This is a genomic window from Paraburkholderia sp. GAS333 (genome assembly GCF_050435665.1).
In the GTDB taxonomy this organism is placed as follows: domain Bacteria; phylum Pseudomonadota; class Gammaproteobacteria; order Burkholderiales; family Burkholderiaceae; genus Paraburkholderia; species Paraburkholderia fungorum_A.
The window spans coordinates 177,071-196,599 of record NZ_JBNDKS010000006.1; the positions used below are offsets into that span (position 1 = coordinate 177,071).

General features: G+C 61.5%; 15 protein-coding genes. 13 read left to right on the forward strand and 2 right to left on the reverse strand.

All coding sequences use genetic code 11. The features are described 5' to 3' along the window. Window positions 1-120 precede the first annotated feature (120 nt). From ABH945_RS28100 to ABH945_RS28130, 7 genes are all read left to right on the forward strand, one after another. Window positions 121-1,311 carry an LLM class flavin-dependent oxidoreductase gene (locus ABH945_RS28100; protein ID WP_074771425.1) on the forward strand — a complete coding sequence of 397 codons (1,191 nt, stop codon included), beginning with the start codon at window positions 121-123 and terminating at the stop codon, window positions 1,309-1,311. 81 nt (window positions 1,312-1,392) lie between these two features. Further along, entirely contained in the window at window positions 1,393-2,457 is a 1,065-nt protein-coding gene (locus ABH945_RS28105) for an ABC transporter substrate-binding protein (RefSeq protein WP_429252736.1), read from the forward strand. Between the two features lie 39 nt (window positions 2,458-2,496). Further along, window positions 2,497-4,113, forward strand: a complete 1,617-nt coding sequence (locus ABH945_RS28110) for an ABC transporter substrate-binding protein (protein WP_429252737.1) — start codon at window positions 2,497-2,499, stop codon at window positions 4,111-4,113. A gap of 42 nt (window positions 4,114-4,155) precedes the next feature. Further along, window positions 4,156-5,205, forward strand: coding sequence for an aldo/keto reductase (locus ABH945_RS28115; RefSeq protein WP_429252738.1), 1,050 nt, complete (start codon window positions 4,156-4,158; stop codon window positions 5,203-5,205). A 2-nt stretch (window positions 5,206-5,207) separates the two neighbouring features. Then, the gene (locus ABH945_RS28120; RefSeq protein ID WP_429252739.1) at window positions 5,208-6,830 is read left to right on the forward strand and encodes an ABC transporter substrate-binding protein; all 1,623 of its coding nucleotides are present in this window, start codon (window positions 5,208-5,210) and stop codon (window positions 6,828-6,830) included. 24 nt (window positions 6,831-6,854) lie between these two features. Then, window positions 6,855-8,390, forward strand: coding sequence for an amidase (locus ABH945_RS28125; protein WP_429252740.1), 1,536 nt, complete (start codon window positions 6,855-6,857; stop codon window positions 8,388-8,390). 496 nt (window positions 8,391-8,886) lie between these two features. Further along, the gene (locus ABH945_RS28130; protein ID WP_429252741.1) at window positions 8,887-10,116 is read left to right on the forward strand and encodes a porin; all 1,230 of its coding nucleotides are present in this window, start codon (window positions 8,887-8,889) and stop codon (window positions 10,114-10,116) included. Window positions 10,117-10,189: 73 nt separating this feature from the next. Here the strand turns inward: ABH945_RS28130 and ABH945_RS28135 are convergent, their stop codons facing one another. Further along, window positions 10,190-11,512, reverse strand: coding sequence for an LLM class flavin-dependent oxidoreductase (locus ABH945_RS28135; RefSeq protein WP_429252742.1), 1,323 nt, complete (start codon window positions 11,510-11,512; stop codon window positions 10,190-10,192). Window positions 11,513-11,869: 357 nt separating this feature from the next. Between ABH945_RS28135 and ABH945_RS28140 the strand changes: the two genes are divergently transcribed. From ABH945_RS28140 to ABH945_RS28155, 4 genes are read left to right on the forward strand one after another with little or no spacing between them, the layout of a single operon-like run. Beyond that, entirely contained in the window at window positions 11,870-12,946 is a 1,077-nt protein-coding gene (locus ABH945_RS28140) for an LLM class flavin-dependent oxidoreductase (RefSeq protein WP_429252743.1), read from the forward strand. A 19-nt stretch (window positions 12,947-12,965) separates the two neighbouring features. Continuing rightward, window positions 12,966-13,781 (forward strand): class II aldolase/adducin family protein, encoded by an 816-nt coding sequence (locus tag ABH945_RS28145; RefSeq protein WP_429252744.1) that lies wholly within the window; start codon window positions 12,966-12,968, stop codon window positions 13,779-13,781. Further along, window positions 13,781-14,377 (forward strand): cysteine dioxygenase, encoded by a 597-nt coding sequence (locus ABH945_RS28150; RefSeq protein WP_429252745.1) that lies wholly within the window; start codon window positions 13,781-13,783, stop codon window positions 14,375-14,377. Before ABH945_RS28145 ends, ABH945_RS28150 begins: the two co-directional genes overlap by 1 nt. After that, window positions 14,374-15,984: a rhodanese-related sulfurtransferase gene (locus ABH945_RS28155; RefSeq protein ID WP_429252746.1), complete on the forward strand. Its 1,611-nt coding sequence runs from the start codon at window positions 14,374-14,376 to the stop codon at window positions 15,982-15,984. The genes ABH945_RS28150 and ABH945_RS28155 overlap by 4 nt, the downstream gene beginning before the upstream one ends. Before the next feature lie 53 nt (window positions 15,985-16,037). On the opposite strand, the gene ABH945_RS28160 is transcribed toward ABH945_RS28155, so the two are convergent. Then, the gene (locus ABH945_RS28160; RefSeq protein WP_429252747.1) at window positions 16,038-16,949 is read right to left on the reverse strand and encodes a LysR family transcriptional regulator; all 912 of its coding nucleotides are present in this window, start codon (window positions 16,947-16,949) and stop codon (window positions 16,038-16,040) included. Window positions 16,950-17,211: 262 nt separating this feature from the next. Here ABH945_RS28160 and ABH945_RS28165 point away from each other — a divergent pair, with 262 nt between their 5' ends. Together ABH945_RS28165 and ABH945_RS28170 are read left to right on the forward strand one after the other, a co-directional pair. Further along, window positions 17,212-18,123, forward strand: a complete 912-nt coding sequence (locus ABH945_RS28165) for an ABC transporter substrate-binding protein (RefSeq protein ID WP_429252983.1) — start codon at window positions 17,212-17,214, stop codon at window positions 18,121-18,123. A 40-nt stretch (window positions 18,124-18,163) separates the two neighbouring features. Then, window positions 18,164-19,375 carry an acyl-CoA dehydrogenase family protein gene (locus ABH945_RS28170; RefSeq protein ID WP_429252748.1) on the forward strand — a complete coding sequence of 404 codons (1,212 nt, stop codon included), beginning with the start codon at window positions 18,164-18,166 and terminating at the stop codon, window positions 19,373-19,375. Window positions 19,376-19,529: the final 154 nt, after the last annotated feature.

The following is a 19,529-nucleotide window of genomic DNA, read 5'->3' on the forward strand; positions in this document are numbered from 1 at the left end:
GAAGGCATCAAAAGAAAAGCAGAATTGATTGGTTTGCATTCCAGAACTCACATGATCTACTGCGTCGATGCGAGTCGAGTCGGCTTGCTGAGACAACTCTAACCGGCACGGACTTTCACTGTGACTCACTCTCTTCTGGACGCTCAACCACAGGCCGCATCTTCATTCGTGCCGGTTCGTTCGCCTGCCACGTTCGCCGACAGCCCCGTGTCGCGCGCATTCGAACAACCGCTTCTGCTCGGCCTGTTCCTGCCGATTCAGGCGGGCGGCTGGAGCGCCTCGACGCTGCCGCGTTCCACCGACTGGAGCTTCGACTACAACCTCGCGCTCGTGCAAAAAGCGGAAGCACTCGGTTTCGATCTGGTATTCGCGCTGTCGCAGTGGCTGCCAAAAGGCGGCTATGGCGGCGTATTCAACGGCGAGGCGCTCGACTCATTCATGTCGCTCGCTGCAATGACGGCGCGCACCGAGCGCATCATTCTGGTCGCCACCAGTCATGTGCTTTATGGACCGTGGCATCCGCTGCACTTCGCCAAATTCACCGCGACGCTCGATCATATTTCGAAAGGACGCTGGGGTATCAACGTCGTGACCGGTCATCGTGCAGTCGAGCATGAAATGTTCGGCTGGCATCGCATCGAACACGATCGACGCTACGAACTGGCGGCCGAGTTTCTCGACGCCGTTCAGCAACTCTGGTCGCAGCCGGATAACTTCAGCTTCGCACCTCCGCTCTCAAGCTGGAAACTCGACAAGGCTTTCGTTACGCCGAAGCCGAATTACGGCCGTCCGCTGCTCGTGAATGCAACCGGCTCGGACGCCGGTATCGACTTCGCCGCACGTTATTCGGACATTGTGTTCATCACAAGTCCCGCTGGTTCCGAAATCGAAGCTGCGCTGGCCGCGTTGCCCGCCCACACGGCACGCGTGAAAGCCGCTGCCGCGAAGCATGGGCGCCAGATCCGCACGCTCATCAATCCGATGGTGGTGTGCCGCGAGACCGAAGCAGAAGCACACGCCTATCGCGATGCAATCGTTGCGCATGGTGACGAAGGTAGCTTCCACCGCTTCGAGAGCGATGCGCATGCGTGGCGCGGCAACGCTCCGCAACGCAACCAGGCCGCCGCGCGTGCGGTGGGCGGCAACATCTCGATAGTTGGCTCGCCACAGCAGGTTGCCGATTACATCGTGCGTCTGCATCAGGCGGGCATCGACGGTGTGCAATTGAGCTTCTTCGATTTTCAACCGGACCTCGAATTCTTCGGCGAACGCGTTTTGCCGCTGTTACGCGAAGCCGGCCTGCGCTTCTGAGCGTTTCGCCAATGCGCGAAATGGCGGCGTCGCTAGCCGCCGCCGTACGGGTCCGACACCCTCCAACTTCAAGGTGATTCAATGAGCCGACTCTGGTACACGCGCTGCCCTGCTCCCACTCCGTTCGGTATTGCCGCGCAGAAGGGCTGGCTGCAACAGGAATTCGCCGCCGACGGCATCGACGTCAAAGCGCTGCAGGATGCCGACGACGTGAAAATTCGCCGCTCGCATTTCACGCACACGCAGCCGTGGTCGTTTCGACAGGGCGGCAATATCCCCGCGCTGTGGGCGCGCGCCCAAGGCAGCGAAACGCGTCTGATCGGCCTGAGCTGGGTCGACGAGTTCCAGGCATTGATCACCCTTGACCGTCAGCTGGATGCGTCTCCAGAGGCGCTACAGGGGCGGCGCTTCGGCTTCCCGCTGAACACCCGGGCAAGCGTGGTCGATTTTCATCGCGCGACCGCCTTGCGGGGCTTCTCGTCACTGCTCGGCGCGATTGGCGTTCAACTCGAAGACATCGATCTCGTCGATTTGCCGCATACACCGCGCGGTCTGGAAGATGCCAAACCTTCCGTGGATGCATCACTCGCGGACTGGCTCGACGCGCAACGCTCGCACGAATTCGCACGCGAAGCAGAAGCTTTGCTGCGGGGCGAAGCCGACGTTGTGTTCGTCAAAGGCGCGACAGGTCTCGACATCGCGAATCTGCTCAATGCGAAGATTCTGGTTGAAATCGGCGCGCAGCCCAACCGCGTGCTGCATGCAAATAACGGCACGCCGCGTCCGCTCACGGTCGATGCGCAATTGCTGCGCGAGCGCCCCGACCTGGTCGAACGGGTCGTGGCCCGCACGCTGGACGCCGCTGATTGGGCGCAAGCTCATCCGGGCGATGTCGCGCACTACGTTGCCCGCGAAACACGCAGCGCAGAGCACTGGGTAGGCCACGCATATCCCGGCGGATTGCATCGTCAATTGACACTCGGGCTCGATCCGCGAGCACTCGCCGCGCTCGCTGACTTCAAGCATTTTCTGTTCACATGGGGCTTCATTCCCTCCGATTTCGATGTTGACGCGTGGGTCGATCCCGCGCCCTTGCGTGCCGCGCTCGCAAGACGGCAGCAGACCGCCGCACCCGCCACGCTCTGAACCGGCTGCAATCCCCCTTTCTTTACGCACAATCCTACGATGGCTTATGTCACAACGCAGGCGGCGCTGCGCCGCCGCGCGCGCGTCTTTCATCGCGCGCTTGTCTTGTCGCTCTCGCTGGTCGCCGCACTCGGCGCATCGCATGCGCAGGCGCAAACGCGCGGCGGAACGCTCAATTTCATCGTCACGCCGGAACCGACCGCGCTAGTCGATCTCGCGACTACCGCGACCAACGTGCTGAAGGTCAGTCCGAAAGTGGTCGAAGGACTCCTTGAATACGACTTCCAGTTTCGGCCGAAGCCTTCGCTCGCGACCTCGTTCGAAGTCAGCGACGACAGCCGGAAATACGTCTTTCATCTGCGTCACGGCGTGAAGTGGCAGGACGGTCAGCCGTTCACTTCCGCCGACGTCGCTTACTCGATCGAGACGCTCAGGCAGGTTCATCCGCGCGCCAAAACGACCTTTGCCAACGTCACCGAGGTCGCGACGCCGGACCCGTACACCGTCGTTATCACGCTGTCGAAGCCCGCGCCGTATCTGATCAAGGCGTTCTCGTCGTCGGAAACGCCTATTCTGCCGAAGCATATCTACGAAGGCACTGACCCGCTCACCAATCCCGCCAACAATGCACCGATCGGCACCGGACCGTTTCGCTTCGTCAAATGGGTACGCGGCAGCTACATCGAATATGTGCGCAACGACGACTACTGGGACAAAGGCAAGCCGCTACTCGACCGCATCGTCGTAAAGGTGATCACCGATCCGGCCGCGCGGACCGTTGCATTCGAAGACGGCTCCGCCGATCTGAGCGGCGACACCCCAGTACCGCTCTCTGACCTCGCTCGCCTGAAAGGCAATCCGAAGCTCGGACTGGACACACGCGGTTATGAATTTCAGGCCGGCGTATCGCGTATCGAATTCAATCTCGACAACCCGGTTTTAAAGAATCTGAAGGTGCGTCAGGCGATTGCATCGGCGCTAGACCGTGAGGTCATTCGCAAGGTGATCTTCTACGGTTACGCGACGCCGCTTGCCAGCCCGATCATTCCTTCAAGCCCTTACTATGATCCCGCGCCAACGCCGTATCCCTTCAACGTGGAGCGCGCCAACGCGCTGCTCGACGAAGCGGGATATCCGCGTAAGAGCGACGGCACGCGCTTTGCGCTGACGCTCGACCCGTTGCCGATTGGCGATCTGCCTGCGCGTACGGCTGCTTATGTGAAGTCGGCACTCGCGCGGCTCGGCATTACCGTGACTGTTCGGAGCCAGGATCTGCCCGCTTATCTGAAGCGGATCTACACCGACCGCGATTTCGATTTCTCGGTCAATGGCATGAGCAATCTGTTCGATCCGGTGGCCGGCGTAGCGCGGCTTTATACGACCAATAATTTCCGGCGCGGCGTGCCTTTCACGAACGGCTCGCATTACAGCAATCCGCAGATCGATCAACTGTTCGCGCAAGTCGCCGAAGAAACCGACGAGGCGAAACGCAAGCAACTCTTCTCGCAGATTCAACGGATTATCGAGCGCGACCTGCCCGACATCAATCTCGTTTCACCGCAATACCTCACCGTTTATTCGCGCGCGGTACACGACCATACGACGGGACCCGACGGCGTATCGGGCAGTTTCGCCGATACGTGGTTGCAACGCTAACGCCTTTCTTTTCGACTCGTAATCTCACGGAATCAGACTGACATGGAATACAGACAACTCGGCCGCAGCGGCATCAAGGTCTCGACATTGACGCTCGGCACAATGATGTTCGGCGGCCCCACCGACGAAGCGACCGCAGCCCGCATCATCGATCAGGCGCAGGAACAGGGCGTGAATTCGATCGATACCGCCGACGTCTACGGCAAGGGCGAGTCGGAACGCGTGGTTGGCCGCGCAATCGCGGCACAGCGCGAACGCTGGGTACTGGCGACAAAATTTGCGAACCCGCTGCAAAGCGGCGACGTGAACGCGCAAGGTGCGTCGCGCAAATACATCGAGCGCGCCGTCGATGCCAGCCTGAAACGGCTCGGCACCGACTATCTCGACCTGCTCTACATCCATCGCGAAGATCACGAAACGCCGGTTGATGAAACGGTGCGCGCACTCGACGATCTGATCCGCGCAGGCAAGCTGCGTTACTACGGGCTGTCGAATCATCGCGCGTGGAAGATTGCGGAGTTCAGCCACACGGCGCAGGCGCTTGGACTCGCTGCGCCTATCGCAAGCCAGCCGCTTTACAACATCGCCAATCGTCAGGCCGAGGCTGAGCAATTGACTGCCGCGCACCGCTATGGGCTCGGCGTGATCTCCTATAGCCCGCTCGCGCGCGGCGTACTGACCGGCAAATACGAACCCGGCGCGACACCCGGTGCCGATACGCGCGCGGGCCGCAGCGACCGCCGCTTGCAGCAGACCGAATGGCGTCCCGAGTCGATCGAACTCGCGCGGCGCGTACGGGAACATGCCGAGGCGCGCGGTTTGTCGGCGGGCCAATTCGCATTGGCGTGGGTGCTCAACAGCCGCTATATCAGTTCGACGATTGCCGGTCCGCGCACCGAAGCGCAATGGCAGGATTATCTGCCCGCGCTGCGCTATCAGTTGAATGCCGACGACGAAGCATTCGTCGATTCGCTGGTGACGAGCGGCCATCCGTCGACGCCTGGCTTCAACGATCCGGGGCATCCGTTCTTCGGTCGAATTGCGCGTCACGGGGCAACTGAACACACAACGGCAAACGCGCTAAAAGGCTAACCATGACTGTAGATCGTCGGCGTTTCATGCAGACATCGCTGGCCGCTCTCTCCGCCGGTGCACTCGGCACATGGGCGGACCTCCCGACTGCGGCAGCCGCCAGCACGCAAGCGACCACGCCCGCGAAGGGCGGAACGCTCACCTATGCAGTCCAGCAGGAGCCGCCGTCGCTGGTTTCGCTGCTCGACACCAATACGGTGATCCGCAACATCAGCGCGAAAATTACTGAAGGGTTGTTGCGCTACGACGCGCAGTTCAAGCCGCAACCGCTGCTCGCCATTGCCTGGAGCACCAGTGACGACGGTCTGCGATACACGTTCAAACTGCGGCCCAACGTGAAGTGGCACGATGGCGAGAGCTTCACGTCCGCCGACGTCAGCTACTCGATCCTCACGCAAAAACGCCTCGGCCCGCGCGGACGCATCACGCTCGCCAATGTCGAGCGGGTCGAAACGCCCGATCCGTTGACGGCCATCGTGGTGCTCGGCAAGCCGACGCCCTATCTGATCAAGGCTCTTTCGTCCGCGGAATTGCCCATCGTGCCGCAACACCGCTACGGCGACGGCGATCCTCTGACAAGCCCGAATCTCACCGCGCCAATTGGCACCGGCCCGTTCGTCTTCGACCAATGGGTGCGCGGCAGTCACGTCAGCCTTCGCAGGAATCCGAACTACTGGCGGCCGGGCGCACCGAATCTGGACCATGTGATCTACCGTATCGTGCCCGATCAGGCGTCCATTTCCGCCGCGCTCGAAACCGGTGAGGTCGATGCCGCAACCAACGTCGGCCTCGCCGATCTGAGCCGTCTTGCAAAGTTGCCGAATCTGAAAATCGACGACAGCTACGATGCGTATCTGAACAACGCGGCTTTCCTCGAATTCAACCTGGACAATCCAGTGCTTGCCAAGCCCGAGGTGCGCAAGGCTATTGCACACGCGATAGATCGCAACTTCATCAAGGACAACGTCTTCTACCAACGTTCGAGCGTGGTCGATTCGCCAGTGCCCGCCGTGTTGTCGAGCTATTACGACGACAGCACCTTTCGCTATCCGTTCGACGTGAACGAAGCGAATCGCTTACTCGATGCGGCAGGTTATCCGAAACAGGCCGACGGCCAGCGTTTCGCGCTGAAGATCAACTACATCAGCGGATCGGATTTCCGGCGCGCGGCGGATTATCTGCGCGCCGCGCTCGCGCGCATCGGTATCAAGGCGAGCATTCTCGACGGCGATCTGCCGACCTATTTGCGTCGCGCCTATACGGCTCGCGAGTTCGATCTGAATCTGAACGGCCTCGGCCGTCTTTACGATCCGACGGTTGGCGTGCAGCGCATTTACTGGTCGGACGGTGTCAGCCATCCGCTCATCTGGATCAACGCTTCGCACTATCAGAACCAGCAAGTCGACGACCTGTTTCGAGCGGCCGCCGTCGAAACCGACGAGGGCCGCCGCGCGTCCGCGTTCCGGCAGATTCAGCAGATCGTCGGCCGTGACCTGCCGGTGCTGCCGCTGGTGACGGTGCCGTCGGCGTTGCAGGTGTATCACTCGCGGGTTCACAACCTGAACAACAGCATCGATCTGACGGCGGGCGATTTCTCCGACGCGTGGATCGAACCGAAAGCCTGACCATCGACCTGAGATCTAGCTACCATGAGCGCACCTGAACTGGATGAACCGAAGTCCGCCGTACTCGATGCACTGACCTTTGCCAGTGCGCGGGAGCAGGCCGCAGCATTGGCCGAAGGCCGCGTGTCAGCGGTCGAATTACTGGAACATACGATTGCCCGCATTACACGCTTCGACGGCGAATTGAACGCCGTGGTCGCGCGCGATTTCGACACCGCGCGAGCTGCCGCCCGTGATGCCGACGCGGCATTGGCGCGTGGCGACCGACGCCCATTACTTGGCGTGCCGATTACGGTAAAGGAATCATTCGATGTGGCGGGACTCGTGACCAGCGTCGGCAATCCGGCTTTCGCTGACAACGTCGCAGAGCGCGATTCGCTCTCGGTCGCCGCTCTGCGTGACGCGGGTGCGTTGATCATCGGCAAAACCAATGTGCCGCTCGCGCTTTCCGACCTGCAAAGCTACAACGAAGTCTATGGATTGACGCGCAATCCCTGGGATCATGAGCGCACACCCGGTGGATCGTCCGGCGGATCGTCGGCGGCGCTCGCGGCGGGTTATGTCGCGCTGGAACTCGGCTCCGATATCGGCGGCTCGATCCGCATTCCCGCGCATTTCACCGGCGTTTATGGCCATAAACCGAGCTACGGTCTCGTATCCCTGCTCGGCGCAGGTGCACCGCGCGGTCGCTTTTCCGCGCGCGATCTGAGTGTCGCCGGGCCGCTCGCGCGCAGTGCAGGCGACCTCGAACTCGCACTCGATCTGCTGCTCAACCGCGATCCGTTGACGAATAAAGCGTGGCATGTAACGTTGCCGCCCGCGCGTCATGCGCACCTCGCCGGATTCCGTGTGCTGGTGATCGATACGTGGCCTGGCACCGAAAGAAGTGTATCGGAGCGCTTCGTGTCCGAACGCGTGGTCGAGCGATTGCGCACACAGGGCGTGCAGGTGAGCCGCCCTGCCGATCTTCCCGGCGGTCTGTTGCCCGATCTCACCCGCAGTCATGCGCTGTACCGGACCTTGCTGGGTTCGTCGCTGGCCGAGCCGCCCGCATTGAGCGAGGCGGCCCGCGAGCGCCTCGCCGCACTCGCCCCCGACGACGACAGCGCCGACGCCGCCTGGCTGCGCGCCCCCACGCTCGCCCATCGCGACTGGCTCAGGGCCGATGAACAACGACATGCATTGCGTCATCAGTGGGAACGGCTTTTCGAATCGTTCGATGTAGTCGTGACGCCGGTCGCGCCGGTACCTGCCTTCCGCCACAACCAGCAGCAGCCGAAAGACGCGCGCACCTATCCTGTAGCGTTCGAAGACGGCGTGCGCGAAGTGCGCTTCCTCGACTTCTTCTACTGGGCGGGGTTGCCTGTGCTGCCCGGATTGCCGGCCACCAGTTTCCCTCTCGGTCTGGACGATGACGGCTTGCCGGTCAGCGCGCAAGCCGTGGGGCCGTGGCTCGAAGACCGCACGCCGATTGCATTTGCGGCTCTGCTGGAAGAGGTTTATGGCGGATTTCTCGTGCCGCCGGGTTATGAAGCGGGCAATACACGCGCTACCCGTTAAACAGCTTTTCTACTCCTCGATACGTGCCGCTCTATTGCGGCACCTATCAGCAGATAGCCGACGTCGTTGCCCGCATCTTTGTGTCGGCAACGACGTCGCTTTTTTTTACGCTCCCGATAACCTGCTCGTCCTTTGACAACACACGTCCCCAAAAAAGTGTCGTGAGCACGCGACATGCGCGCAGTTTCATACGCTTTCGCCTTACCAATCTTCTTCGTCATACCCTCTTCCAAAGCTATTTTCTGCCGCTATATAACGCGAATCTGTTCAATCAACCGACAGCAAATTACCCAAGGAATACTAATAAGTGTCGATGTCCGATGCCATCGCCAATTTATTGAAGCTGTAGCGCTTCCCGGAAACAAATGACCGATATCCATATCGACTTTTATTGTTTGTTCCGTCGATTGCTTTTGCTTATCGTTCTCCCGGCATCGTCAGATGTTCTTCATTTAGTCACTTCCGCGACGCGCCCCTCGACATCGATTCAAAAAATATGAAAAAACTACTTTTCGCATTCAGTATTTCTTCTCTGCTGGCCAGCACTGCAAACGCACAAAGCAGCGTCACGCTATATGGCATCGTGACCGGCAACGTGACTTACGTGAACAACGCGCAAACCGCAGCGACTTCCGCTTCGGGACGGCCAAAAGGCGGCACACAGGTAGCGCAATTCGACAGCGGCTCGTCCGGGCTGGCATCGAGCCGCTGGGGCCTGAAAGGCGTTGAAGATCTGGGTGGTGGACTGAAATCCATCTTCCAGATCGAGGGTGGCTTCAGCGTGAACAATGGCGCGCTAGGGCAAGGCGGTGCGATATTCGGCCGGCAGGCTTATGTGGGACTTTCGGCTCCGCAATACGGTACGTTCACCCTGGGCCGTCAGGGTGACGCGTCGGTCGAATTCGTTTCGCCGCTCATTTATGGATGGTATTGGGGTAACCTCGCGATTCATCCCGCCGACTATGACAATCTGAACTTCACGCACCGTATCAACAATACGCTCAAGTATCTGTCGGACACTTATAGAGGCTTCCGTTTCGGCGGCTTGTACAGCCTCGGCGGTGTGGCCGGCAATGCTACGCAGAACCAGTACTGGTCGCTGGGTGCGAACTATACGGGCGGAGCGTTCGCGATCGGCGCGTCGATCTTCAATGCGCGCAATCCGAACGTGTCGCTATACGGCACCAACCCGAATGCGACCGCGACGGGCAATAATCTCGGCTCCGCAGGCTCGGCCACGACCGCCGAATCCAATCCGGCTATCGCGGGCTTTGCGTCGGCCAATTCGCAGCAGACGGTTTCCGTCGCGACAACCTATGCAGCAGGAGGCGCGATCTTCGGCGTGTCTTACTCGAATACGCAGTTCCGTGGTCTCGGGACGACCGCAGCGTTGAATACGTTCGGATATCACGGTTCGACGAGTCTGAATACGGTGGGCGCAAGCCTGCGTTATCAGGCCACACCGTTCCTGCGCTTCGGCACATCGTTCGACTATACGGAAGGCGGCAGTACGAGCGGCAAGGAAGGCGCGAAGTACGAGCAGGTCAACCTGGGTGCCGCGTATTCGCTGTCGAAAGCGACGGACCTGTATGTGACCGGCGCATTCCAGCATGCAAGCGGAACCGACTCGCTCGGACGTCCGGCCGTGGCTGCGATTGGCTATCTCACACCGTCTGCGACCAGCAAACAGGTCGCAGTGTCGGCCGGTATCAAGCATCTGTTCTAAAGCAGAAGATCCCGGTCCGGCAATGGACCGGGATCTCGCTCTACCTTTCTTCCGACGGCCGCGTCAGGGTGTTTTACCGGCGAAAGAATCGGTTCTCCGGCCGCGGTAAGCCAAGGTTCTCGCGCAGCGTCGCCCCTTCATATTCGCGGCGGAACAGGCCGCGTCTCTGCAACTCCGGCACGACCTTATCGACAAAGTCGTCGAGTCCGGCCGGAAGGTGGGAGAACATGACATTAAAGCCATCCGAGCCTTCTTCCACGAGCCACTGCTCCATCTGGTCCGCGATCGATGCCGGCGTGCCGACCATTTCCAGCCCCGAGTAACCGCCAATGCGCTGCGCAAGCTGGCGAATCGTCAGACCGTCTCGCTGCGCCCATTCGAGCACCCGTTGACGCGCCGTGCGACTCGCGTTGGTTTCGGGAATCTCGGGCAACGATCCATCCGGATCGAAACGGGAGACGTCGTGACCCAATGCAATCGATAACGACGCAATGCCGCTTTCATAGTGAACATATGTGTCGAGCCGCGCTCGCGTTTCCTGAGCCTGTTCCAGCGTGTCGCCCACTACGACGAATGCAGCCGGCAGGATCTTCATGTGATCGCGCTGTCGGCCGAGTTTTTCCATTCGCCCTTTGACATCGGCATAAAAGCGTTGGCCGTCGGCAAGATTACTTTGGGCGGTGAATACCACTTCCGCAGTTTCGGCCGCGATCTGCCGCCCTGCTTCCGATGAACCTGCCTGCACGATCACCGGCCAGCCCTGCACGGGCCGCGCGATATTCAATGGCCCCCGCACCGAGAAGTTGTCGCTTTTGTAGTTCAGTACATGCAGTTTCGCGGGATCAAAGTAGTCGCCACTCGCGGTGTCGCGGATAAAAGCGTCGTCGGCCCAGCTATCCCACAGTCCGGTGACCACGTCGAAGAACTCACGCGCGCGTCGATAACGTTCGTCGTGTTCCACATGCTCGTCGAGGCCGAAATTGAGTGCTGCGTCCGGGTTCGATGTCGTCACCAGATTCCATCCTGCCCGGCCGCCGCTGATGTGATCGAGCGACGCGAAGCGGCGTGCCACGTGATACGGCGCGTCGAACGTGGTCGATGCGGTCGCGACCAGCCCGAGCCGTTCGGTGACTGCGGCCAGTGCCGGCAGCAAGGTCAGTGGCTCGAACGACGTGACCGTGTGGCTGTGCCTGAGCGCGTCGAGCGGCATGTTGAGTACCGCGAGATGGTCCGCCATGAAGAACGCGTCGAAGCGGCCACGTTCGAGCGTCTGCGCGAAACGCTTCAGGTGCGTGAAGTTAAAGTTGGCGTCGGGATAGGCGCCGGGGTAGCGCCATGCGCCGGTGTGAATCGTGGTGGGGCGCATGAAAGCGCCGAGGCGAAGCTGACGGGACATCGGTTGATCTCCATCGCGGATACGGTCGTGCAAGTATATTTGCGCTTCGCTTCGTCTGCTTGCGGTCGCTGACTCCTTAACAATGCATAAACAGCGAATGCAATGACAGCACCCAACGACGTCATATGTGTGGGTTGCGTGACGCGCAGGCACCACGCTCAGGCGCGTGGACGTGTAACGCGGCTATTAGCTTGCGCCGCCATTAACATGCACATTCGATATCTTTAGCTGAATATACTATTTAGCCCTTGCATAACGCGATGTTAGCCTGCATGCGACAGGTTGATGGGCCACTCTCCGGCTTATCTGCTAAAGCATTCCTCTATCCACCCCAACGGATTTCCGCAAGGAGCTAACGTGAGCGTCGAATTCATCGGCATGATTCAGCAACGTGTGACGTCGGAAACGCATCATCCGCAAGGTCCCGCTATCGATACCGATTACGTGCGCGCCTTCGCCCAGGCGCACGAGAATGCGGGCTTCGATCGCATTCTCGTGCCGCACAGTTCGACCAGCCCCGACGCGACGATCACGATTGCCTATGCCGCGAGCGTTACGTCACGGGTTCATTTCATGCTGGCGCATCGACCCGGCTTTGTCGCGCCGACGCTCGCAGCCAGGCAGCTTGCCACGCTCGATCACTTCTCCGGCGGGCGGCTCGCGGTGCATTTCATCTCTGGGGGCAGCGACGAGGATCAACGGCGCGACGGTGACTTCCTGAGTCACGACGAACGCTATGCACGCACTGACGAGTACCTTGAAGTGCTGCGTCGCGTATGGACCGAACAGGAGCCGTTCGATCACGAGGGTCGCTTCTATCGCTTCGAGCGTGCGTTCTCCGAAGTCAAGCCGAAACAGACGCCCTATCTGCCGATATATTTCGGCGGTGCATCGGAACCTGCGCTCGCAGTCGCAGGCAAACATGCCGACGTGTACGCGCTATGGGGCGAATCGAAACAGCAGGTGCTCGAGCAGGTCACCCGCGTACGCGCCGAAGCCGCCAAACACGGCCGCACCGTGCGCTTCTCGGTGTCGTTCCGGCCGATCCTCGCGTCGACGGAAAAAGCCGCGTGGGAACGCGCCGAACACATTCTCGACGAGACGCGCCGTTTGCGCGCCGAGAAGGGTTTGCCGACAGGCGCTCCGCAGCAAAGCGAAGGCGCGCGGCGTCTGCTCGCCGCGTCGGGCGATGGCGTGCGCGCGGATGACCGTCTGTGGACGGCAGTGGCCAAGGAAATCGGCGGCCGCTCGAATTCGACCGCGCTGGTCGGCACGCCCGAACAGGTCGCGCAGACACTCGGCGAATACTACGAACTGGGCGTCACCACTTTCCTGATTCGAGGCTTCGATCCGCTCGACGACGCAATCGACTATGGCCGCGAACTGATCCCCGCCACCCGCGAGTTGACCTCTCGCGTGCGTCGCGCTGCATGACCGGACCCGAGAGAACCCCATGAGCACCCCGACCGCCGACCACTCTTCCCTCACGTTTCGCGAAACGCCCGTACGCAAGTTCTGGTTCGATGACGACAACGTGCCGCAACGTTCGCTCGAACAGGAACGTCTTCACCGTCGGCAGCGACTTGCAGGCGCATTCCGCCTGTTTGCGCACAACGGTTTTGCACAAGGTCTCGCGGGACACATCACCGCGCGCGATCCCGAATGGACCGATCATTTCTGGGTCAATCCGCTGGGGCGGCATTTTGGCCGCATACGGGTTTCGGATCTTCTGCTCGTCAATCAGCACGGTGAAATCGTGATCGGCGATGGTCCGCTGAATCAGGCGGCATTTGCGATTCATGCGGCGATTCACGAAGCGCATCCCGGGATCGTGGCGGCCGCGCATACGCATTCGCTTTACGGCAAGGCGTGGTCCACGCTCGGCCGCAAGCTTGATCCGCTGACGCAGGATTCGTGCGTGTTCTACGAAGACCATGAACTGTTCGACGATTTTCGCGGCGTGGTGCTCGACACCAGCGAGGGTGCGCGGATTGCCGACACGCTAGGCTCACGCAAGGCGGTGATCCTGAAGAACCACGGCATCCTGACGGCGGGTCCGTCGGTGGAAGCGGCGGCGTGGTGGTACATCGCGTTAGAGAACGCCTGCCACACGCAACTGCTTGCCGAAGCCGCAGGCACGCCACAGCCAATACCGCACGAGATGGCCGATCTGACCCATCAGCAGATAGGCCGCGCCAACGGCGCACGGCATTCATTCGACAGCCTGTATGAAGGCTTGCTGGAAACAGAAAGGGATTTTCTCGACTGATGTCCATTCATAAACTGCGAAGCTTTATCGGAGACATCGCGGAGTTGGTCGATTCGAATGTCGGGGAAAGCGCGCTGCTCGAACACGGCAAGGCCGCGTTGCACGAGTTGATCCGCACCGACGACTGGCTTCCCGATGCGTACGCGCAACCGTCGCCCGAGCGCTACCAGCAATACCTGCTTTACGCCGATGTGCGTCAGCGTTTCAGTGTGGTGAGTTTCGTGTGGGGACCGGGCCAGCAGACGCCGATTCACGACCATACGGTGTGGGGTCTCATCGGCGTGCTGCGCGGCGCCGAACTGGCCGCGCCGTATACGCGTCATGCCGACGGCTCGCTACAGCAGAGCGGCGCCGAACTGCGTCTCGACGCGGGCGATGTCGAAGCGGTGTCGCCCGTTATCGGCGATATCCACCGCGTACGCAATGCCTACGACGATCGCACATCGATCAGCATCCACGTCTATGGCGCGAACATCGGCGCGGTGCGCCGCGCGACCTATTCACCGGAGGGCGTGCCCAAGCCCTTTATTTCCGGCTACTCGAATCCGACACTCCCCAACCTGTGGGACCTCAGCAAGGAACAACCCCGTTCATGACGTCATACCCGACCCGCACTTACGAAGACGTGCGACAAACACTGCTGGCGCGCCGTGAAATCGCGCTGCTCGATACGCGCGAAGAAGATCCGCACGCGCAGTGTCATCCGCTGTTCGCCGCCAATTTTCCGCTTTCGAAAATCGAACTGGATGCGTACACGCGACTGCCCCGGCGCGACGTGCCGATCGTTCTGTTCGATGCCGGCGAAGGCTTCGCGCAGCGAGCCGCCGACGTGCTGACGTCGCTCGGCTACACGCAGGTCGCGTTACTTGCGGGCGGACTAGACGGCTGGATTCGCGCGGGCGGTGAAGTGTTCCGCGATGTGAACGTGCCGAGCAAGGCATTCGGTGAATTCGTCGAAGCGCAACGGCATACGCCGTCGTTGTCGGCAGAGGCGGTCAACACGCTGCTTGCGAACGGCGACGACGTGGTGGTGCTGGATGCGCGTCGCTTCGACGAATATCAGACGATGAACATTCCCGGCAGCGTCAGCGTGCCCGGCGCGGAACTCGTGCTGCGTGCGCGCGCGCTCGCGCCAGATCCGGCAACGCGTGTGATCGTCAATTGCGCGGGGCGCACGCGCAGCATCATCGGCGCGCAGTCGCTGGTGAATGCGGGCTTGCCGAATCCGGTCGCCGCGCTGCGCAACGGCACGATCGGCTGGACGCTCGCGGGGCAAACGCTCGAGCACGGTAGCCAGCGTCGTTTCGATCCGCAGGCCGGTCTCGCCGACACTCATCTCGACGCGTCGCGCACCGCTTCGCGGGCGCTGGCCGACCGCGCCGGGGTTCATCGCACGACGCTCGCGGAAGCGGCCCGATGGGCAGCGGATTCCGCACGCACCACGTATCGCTTCGACGTACGCACGCCTGCCGAATACGAGCGCGCTCATGCGCCGGGTTTTCAGGGCGCTCAAGGTGGCCAGCTTGTCCAGGAGACGGAGATGTTCGCGCCGGTGCGCGGCGCACGCGTCGTGCTGTTCGACGACGACGGCGTGCGCGCGAATATGACGGCGTCGTGGCTCGCGCAGATGAACGTCGACGTGTATGTCGTCGACGAAGCGTCGGCTGACGACCTCACCGATAGCGGCGCATGGCGTGGCTTAAAGCCCGAACCCACAGCGGCGACACCGGCTCTACGTGCCGACGAACTCGCTGTATTGCTCGCGGACGCATCGAGCGGAACGCTGGTGATCGACGTCACGTCGAGTGCGAATCATGTGAAGGCGCACGTTCCCGGCGCGTACTGGCTCGTGCGCTCGCGTCTGTCGAATGGCGCCGACGATCTGCGCGCGTTGCCCGATGCAAAGCGCTATGTGGTCACGTGCGGCACCAACGCGCTAGCACCGTACGTCGCGCCGGAAATCGCCGCGTTGACGGGCAAGCCGGTGCATGTGCTCGACGGCGGCACGACCGCATGGATTGCAGCGGGCCTGCCCTCCGAAACGGGCGAACAACGCCTGGCGTCGCCGCGCATCGATCGATACCGCCGTCCGTATGAAGGCACCGACAATGCACGCGAAGCGATGAACGCGTATCTGGAGTGGGAGTACGGTCTCGTCGCGCAACTCGATCGTGACGGCACGCACGGGTTCTTTGTGATCTAACGACGCAGCGGGCAACGCGAGCGGTCCACCGAAGCCGCTCGCGCTTCAAGCACTCAGGCTGCTCGCGACAGATGCGCGGCCTTGAAGCGCTGCTCGACGCTTTCCGCGAGCACCTGCAGCGCCGACTCGAACTTGCCGAGTGCGCGTGATCGCACGATCCACACTGCGATTTCGGGCTTGAAATCGCTGACCTGAATCACATCGAGTTGCGCGGCGTGAGTGCTGATGCGCAGCAGCGGCTGCGGCACCAACCCGAGGCCGACACCATCGGCCACCAGACCGAGTTGCAACTCCGTGCCCAGTGTTTCCAGATTGAGTTTCAGCGTATACCCCTGCGCTGCGAGCGTCTGCTGCAAACCCGCGCGAAAACCGCAGCCGTCCGGGTTCAACACCCATCCGTACGACTGGCACTCGGCCAGCGTATGTGCACGCTTTTTCAGTGTGCCCTTGCGCGCGACCACGGCCATTTTCAACTCGCCCAGCATCTTGCCCGACAGCGCTTCCGGCAATACGCGATTGGCGGGCAGTAGAACAATCGCGGCATCCAGTTCGCCGTCTTCCACTCTTTGCAGCAGTGGATTGCCCCACCCCGTCGAGACCCGCGCCTGCAACTCAGGATGCGCGCCACGCAGCGCGTGCAGTGCCTTGAGCATCGCGACATCGGCGACGGTTTGCGCGACGCCGAGCCGCAACACGCCTGCGAGCGGCGAATCGTCGGTAACGAGGTGTCTGAGCGCGTCCACTTCACGCACGATCGCGCGACACTGATCGTAGACCGCGCGACCCATTGCAGTGGTTTTCAGCGGCTTGGTATTGCGGTCGAGCAGTTCGACGCCGAGCGCTTCTTCGAAGTTCTGGATGCGGCGCGTGACGGCCGGCTGGGTCAGCGCAAGAGAGTCGGCTGCCTGACTGAGCGACTGACTGCGCACGACGGCGACGAAGGCCTCGATGTCATCGAGTTTCATTGATTGGCTTTTGCGTGGAGTTGAGCGTGGAGTGTGAAATGACCGCGACGACACGGCACTGACGCGAGCTTAGCGTGTTGTCGTGCTTCTGTTCAAGCGCGCCGTGCTTTTCTAACTTGCATCTTAAGAAAGCAGAACAATGCGTTTGCCTTATAAAAGACGCGTACGTATTGTGTGCTTTTGCATTGCTGCGCTTTCTACATACCGACATCTCATGACCTATCCTGCCCTTCGTTTCACGCACCGGCTTCTCTCCGGCCTGATGTTCGCCGCGCTGACCGTTGGCGCGGCTCAGGCCGCGCTCGCCGACACGACATTGAAGGTAGGCGATCAGCAATTGCAGACGCGCGGCGTTCTGGAAGCCTCCGGGCAATTGAAGAATGTGCCTTACCAGATCGAGTGGTTCAACTTCCCCGCTGCGCAGCCGCTTGGCGAAGCACTCAACGCAGGCGCAATCGACGTCGGCGGCCTGGGCGACGCGCCGTTGATCTTCGCGTATGCGGCGGGCGCGAGAGTGCGCGCGGTGGCCGCGACGCGCTCGGCTCCGGTCGATCTCGCGATCATCGTGCCCGACGGCTCGCCGATCCGGTCCGCTGCCGATCTGAAGGGCAAGCGCATCGCCACGACGCGCGGCTCGATTGGTCACTATCTGGCGATTGCAACGCTGGAGCGCGCAGGCATCAAACAGTCGGACGTGTCGCTGCGCTTCATGCAGCCCGCCGACGCCAAAGCCGCGCTCGCGTCGGGCAATGTCGATGCATGGTCCACGTGGGACCCGTATGTCGCGCTGGCCGAGCAGCGCGATCACGACCGCAGCATTGCGAACGGCGTCAACCTGTCGTCGGGCCTTAGCTTCCAGGCGGCCACCGAAGCGTCGATCAAGGCAAAGCAAAGCGAGATCGCCGACTTCCTGAAGCGCGTCGCGGCAGGACAGCGTTGGGCGTTATCGCATCCCGACGAAGTGGCGGCGATGCAGTCGAAGGTCACCGGCTTGCCGCCTGACGTGTTGAAGACCATGTATCAGCGCGCGCAACTACATCCTGTCGCCATCGACGACGGTTTGATTGCCGAGCAGCAGAAGACCGCCAATCTGTACGAACGCGCGGATGTCATCAAAACGCATCTGGACGTGACGCCGAGTTTCGATCGTCAATTCCCGCTTGCCGGGCAATAAGGTCGACACACGTCCGCTTCAGTCTCTCCGAGTCACGCTTATGACCAGCCGCCACCCCGCTACCTCGTTTGACGACGTGGAGCGCGACGCCGTTGCACTGCACGCGCTCGCCGACCTCGACGGCCCGCAAGCAGACGAATGGCTCAACGCCTTAACCGGCGAATTCGCCGCAGGCGCAGCCGCGCTCGACAGCGGCCCCGAATTTCCGCATCACAACCTCGCGCGTTTGCGGCGCGCGGGCCTGCTATCGCTGACCGTGCCGCGTGCGCTCGGCGGGCACGAAGCGACGCTGGCACAAACGCTGAAGGTGGTCCGTGCAATCGCACGCGGCGAGCCTTCGACGGCGCTGATCTTCGTTATGCAGTGCCTCTATCATTTGCGCCTTCAGGCAAATCCGAACTGGCCCGTCGAATTGAAAGAGCGGATTGCGCGCGATGCGGTCGAGCGCGGCGGGCTGATCAATTCGCTGCGTGTCGAACCGGAACTCGGCTCGCCGTCCCGTGGCGGCCTGCCTGCGACGGTTGGGCAACGTCACGGCGATCATTGGCTACTGAGCGGCCGCAAGCTTTATTCGACGGGGAGTCCTGGCCTCACCTGGTTCGCAGTCTGGGGCCGCACGGATGAAGCATCGCCGCGCGTGGGGACCTGGCTCGTTCATCGCGATACGCCGGGCATCCGATTCGGCGAACCGTGGAACCATCTCGGCATGCGCGCAACGGGTAGTCATGAGGTTATCTTCGAGAACGTGCGTGTGCCGCTCGGCTATGCGGTCGATCTTCAGGCTCCCGAATCGGCGAGCGGCATGGACCCGATCACGGGCATCTGGATGAACGTATTGCTCCCCTCAATCTACGACGGTGTCGCGCGCGCCGCGCGTGACTGGTTCGTGCAATGGGCCGCTTCGCGCATCCCGTCTGGACTGAAGGCGCCGCTGTCGAGTCTCGACAGTTTCCAGCAGACAGTGGGCCGCATCGATACGTTGCTGTTCAATAACCGCATCCTGCTGGATGCGGGCGCGGCTGGCCAGGTGAGCGCAGCGGAGGCGCCGTCGATCAAATATCTGGTCAGCCGGCACGCGATCGAAGCAGTGGAACTCGCGCTGGAGGCGAGTAGCAATCCGGGACTTAGTCGCAACAATCCGCTGGAGCGTCACTATCGCGACGTGTTGTGCGCGCGGATTCATACGCCGCAAAACGACACGGTGCTGGGTAATGTGGGGCGCGCCGCGTTTGCTGGCTTTGCTGCGCTCTGAATGAGGCGGTTTATTAAACGTTGCGCATGCGCCGCTATCGCGTAGGGCAAGCGTTCAAACGCATCCCGCTTTGTGCAGACCATTGGAAGAAACGGCCACCGCTCGGTGGATACGTCAGGTATGGCCCTTGCGGCATGCTCGATGCACCATTCTT

Bases quoted from the DNA above. Each gene is read 5' to 3' on its own strand.
- ABH945_RS28105 (WP_429252736.1), top strand. From the start codon at position 1,393: ATGAGCCGACTCTGGTACACGCGCTGCCCTGCTCCCACTCCGTTCGGT.
- ABH945_RS28110 (WP_429252737.1), top strand. From the start codon at position 2,497: ATGGCTTATGTCACAACGCAGGCGGCGCTGCGCCGCCGCGCGCGCGTC.
- ABH945_RS28115 (WP_429252738.1), top strand. From the start codon at position 4,156: ATGGAATACAGACAACTCGGCCGCAGCGGCATCAAGGTCTCGACATTG.
- ABH945_RS28120 (WP_429252739.1), top strand. From the start codon at position 5,208: ATGACTGTAGATCGTCGGCGTTTCATGCAGACATCGCTGGCCGCTCTC.
- ABH945_RS28125 (WP_429252740.1), top strand. From the start codon at position 6,855: ATGAGCGCACCTGAACTGGATGAACCGAAGTCCGCCGTACTCGATGCA.
- ABH945_RS28130 (WP_429252741.1), top strand. From the start codon at position 8,887: ATGAAAAAACTACTTTTCGCATTCAGTATTTCTTCTCTGCTGGCCAGC.
- ABH945_RS28135 (WP_429252742.1), bottom strand. From the start codon at position 11,512: ATGTCCCGTCAGCTTCGCCTCGGCGCTTTCATGCGCCCCACCACGATT.
- ABH945_RS28145 (WP_429252744.1), top strand. From the start codon at position 12,966: ATGAGCACCCCGACCGCCGACCACTCTTCCCTCACGTTTCGCGAAACG.
- ABH945_RS28150 (WP_429252745.1), top strand. From the start codon at position 13,781: ATGTCCATTCATAAACTGCGAAGCTTTATCGGAGACATCGCGGAGTTG.
- ABH945_RS28155 (WP_429252746.1), top strand. From the start codon at position 14,374: ATGACGTCATACCCGACCCGCACTTACGAAGACGTGCGACAAACACTG.
- ABH945_RS28160 (WP_429252747.1), bottom strand. From the start codon at position 16,949: ATGAAACTCGATGACATCGAGGCCTTCGTCGCCGTCGTGCGCAGTCAG.
- ABH945_RS28165 (WP_429252983.1), top strand. From the start codon at position 17,212: ATGTTCGCCGCGCTGACCGTTGGCGCGGCTCAGGCCGCGCTCGCCGAC.
- ABH945_RS28170 (WP_429252748.1), top strand. From the start codon at position 18,164: ATGACCAGCCGCCACCCCGCTACCTCGTTTGACGACGTGGAGCGCGAC.